At 66.8% G+C, this 2,972-nt stretch carries 2 protein-coding genes and 2 pseudogenes; 2 read left to right on the forward strand and 2 right to left on the reverse strand.

Annotated elements, in window-relative coordinates:
* Together A9X01_RS09485 and yajC are read right to left on the reverse strand one after the other, a co-directional pair.
* A pseudogene (locus A9X01_RS09485) lies at nt 1-438 on the reverse strand (protein translocase subunit SecD); the annotation flags it as partial.
* Nucleotides 439-537: 99 nt separating this feature from the next.
* Nucleotides 538-888 carry a preprotein translocase subunit YajC gene (gene yajC / locus A9X01_RS09490; protein ID WP_065120517.1) on the reverse strand — a complete coding sequence of 117 codons (351 nt, stop codon included), beginning with the start codon at nt 886-888 and terminating at the stop codon, nt 538-540.
* Nucleotides 889-1,104: 216 nt separating this feature from the next.
* On the opposite strand from yajC, the gene gabT reads away from it, so the two are divergent.
* Nucleotides 1,105-2,445, forward strand: a complete 1,341-nt coding sequence (gene gabT / locus A9X01_RS09495) for a 4-aminobutyrate--2-oxoglutarate transaminase (RefSeq protein WP_065120519.1) — start codon at nt 1,105-1,107, stop codon at nt 2,443-2,445.
* A 157-nt stretch (nt 2,446-2,602) separates the two neighbouring features.
* Nucleotides 2,603-2,972 (forward strand): annotated as a pseudogene (locus A9X01_RS09500) (carboxylic acid reductase); the annotation flags it as partial.

Here is a 2,972-nt window from a genome sequence, read left to right on the forward strand (position 1 = left end):
GCCCGGCTCGCCGCCGGCGGGCTGCTGGCCTGGCTTGGGTTCCTCGGGAGCCTTCTGCGCGGGCTGGGAGCTGAGCACCGGGCGGATATAGAGCCGTGCAGTCTGGCCCAGGTCGCGGGCCTCGTTGCCGTCACTGCCGGGCACGGTGATGACCAGGTTGTCGCCGTCGACGACCACCTCCGAGCCGGAAACACCCAGCCCGTTGACCCGAGAGCTGATGATCTGTTGCGCCTGCGCCAGCGCGTCCCGGCTGGGCCGCGAGCCGTCCGGGGTGCGGGCGGTCAGCGTCACCCGGGTACCGCCCTGCAGGTCAATGCCCAGCTTGGGGCTGGCTTTCTTGTCACCGGTGAGAAAGACCAGCAGGTAAACGCCGACAAGCATGAGCAGGAACACCGACAGGTAGCGGGCAGGATGCACCGGCGCCGAAGACGATGCCACGTTCCTTGTATCTCCTTGGAATCGGTTGGGACCCCCGGTCGAGCGGGTGAGAGCCTCCGGAAAGACTACGTGGCGCGCTGCGCCGGGAGTCGGCTCCGGTCAGGAATCCTTTTCGTCCGCCTTTTCCAGCGCGGGACTTTCCCCATAGCCGGCCGGATAGCCATCCTCGTCGTCGGAATCCTCGTCGTCGTCCGGCAGGATCCGGTCGCGCACGGCCAGCTTCATCCAGGTCGTCACCACACCGGGCGCGATCTCCAGGTCGACCGTGTCGTCGGTGAAGGAGACGACGGTGCCCTCCAGCCCGGACGTGGTGTGCACCCGGTCCCCCGGCTGCAGCGACTCGTGCAGGTCGATGGTGGCTTGCATCGCCTTCCGCTGTCGCCGCGACGCGAAGTACATGAAGCCGCCCATGATGAGCAGGAACGGCAAGAACAAGACAAAACTCTCCATCAACACGCCTGTCTTTCGTATCGGTAGTGCTCGAATTTCCCTGGCAGAACCGGGGACGCTGCCGGGCTAACCCCGGCCGGCTCACCTCGTTGACCGTCCAGTCTGCCATTCGCGCAGGTCGCAAACCGACCGGCATCGTCGGCGGGCCGCATCGAGCGGGTACCCGCTAGGCTCATAAATGCGACGTGACCGGCGCGGCGCGGAAGGAGAAAGTCCGTGGCCAGCCTCGAACAGAGCCGCCATCTGGTCACGGAAATCCCTGGCCCCGCGTCGTTGGAATTGAACAAGCGGCGCACCGCTGCGGTGTCCCACGGTGTCGGCATCACGCTCCCGGTCTTCGTGGCACGGGCCGGCGGCGGCATCGTCGAGGACGTGGACGGCAACCGGCTGATCGACCTCGGGTCGGGCATCGCGGTGACCACGATCGGCAATTCCTCGCCACCCGTCGTCGAGGCGGTGCGCCGGCAGGTCGCCGAGTTCACCCACACCTGCTTCATGGTCACGCCCTACGAGCAGTACGTCGCCGTCGCCGAGCAGGTCAACCGGATCACTCCGGGATCGGGCGAGAAGCGTTCGGTGCTGTTCAATTCGGGCGCCGAGGCGGTCGAGAACGCCATCAAGGTCGCGCGCTATCACACCCACAAGCCCGCCGTCGTCGCGTTCGACCACGCCTACCACGGCCGGACCAACATGGCGATGGCCCTGACCGCCAAGTCCATGCCCTACAAGAGCGGCTTCGGGCCGTTCGCGCCCGAGATTTACCGGGCGCCGCTGTCCTATCCGTACCGGGACGGGTTGCTGGACAAGGAGCTGGCCACCGACGGCGAGAAGGCCGCGGCGCGCGCGATCAGCGTGATGGACAAGCAGGTCGGTGCCGGCAATCTGGCGGCGGTCATCATCGAGCCGATCCAGGGCGAGGGCGGCTTCATCGTTCCCGCCGAGGGCTTCCTGCCCGCGCTACTCGAGTGGTGCCACCAGAACGACGTCGTGTTCATCGCCGACGAGGTGCAGACCGGTTTCGCCCGGACCGGAGCGATGTTCGCCTGCGAACACGAGGGCATCGAGCCCGACATCATCGTGACGGCCAAGGGCATCGCCGACGGGCTGCCGCTGTCGGCGATCACCGGCCGCGCCGAGATGATGGATTCCGTGCATGCCGGCGGCCTGGGTGGCACGTTCGGTGGCAATCCGGTCGCCTGTGCGGCGGCGCTGGCCACGATCGAGACCATCGAGTCCGACGGGCTGGTCGAGCGGGCGCGGCAGATCGAACGCCTGGTCACCGAGGCGCTGCTGCGGGCACAGGCCGGCGACGACCGGATCGGCGACGTACGCGGCCGCGGAGCGATGATCGCGATCGAACTGGTCAAATCCGGTACCGCGGAGCCCGACCCCGAACTCACCCTGAAGTTGGCCACCGCCGCGCACGCCGCGGGCGTCATCGTGCTGACCTGCGGCATGTTCGGCAACATCATCCGCCTGCTGCCTCCACTGACGATCTCCGACGAGTTGCTGATCGAGGGCGTCGAGGTGCTGACCGGGCTGCTGGCCGAGCTCTAGGCGTCCCGCGTAGCGTCGAAGTGGTCGTGGTCGAACTCACAAAGAGTTCCCAGGTCCGCTTCATTGAGGAATAATGTTAGTTTCGCTAACGTTCTAAGGGTCAGCGCAGCGTGGCGCCGGCCAATCACTTATCTCTCAGTCTTTCTAAGGAACTGTCATGTCGAATGCCACTCGCGATGAGCGGCTCGAACGCCGCATCGAGGACTTGACCGCCAACGACCCACAGTTCGCCGCAGCCGCCCCTGACCCGACGGTGGTCGAGGCCCTCGAGCAGCCTGGACTGCGCTACCCGCAGATCGTCCAGACCGTGCTGGAGGGTTACGCCGATCGTCCGGCCCTGGGACAGCGCGTCGTGGAGTTCGTCAAGGACCCGCAGACGGGGCGTACCGCACTGGAGCTGCTCCCCAGCTTCGAGACCATCACCTACCAGGAACTGAACGAACGCACCGGCGCGCTGGCCCGGGCCCTGACCGACGCGTCGGTCCAGACCGGCGACCGTGTCTGTGTTCTCGGCTTCACCAGCGTGG

The organism is Mycobacterium asiaticum (genome assembly GCF_001668675.1).
Lineage (GTDB): Bacteria > Actinomycetota > Actinomycetes > Mycobacteriales > Mycobacteriaceae > Mycobacterium > Mycobacterium asiaticum_D.

Bases quoted from the DNA above. Each gene is read 5' to 3' on its own strand.
- yajC (WP_065120517.1), bottom strand. From the start codon at position 888: ATGGAGAGTTTTGTCTTGTTCTTGCCGTTCCTGCTCATCATGGGCGGC.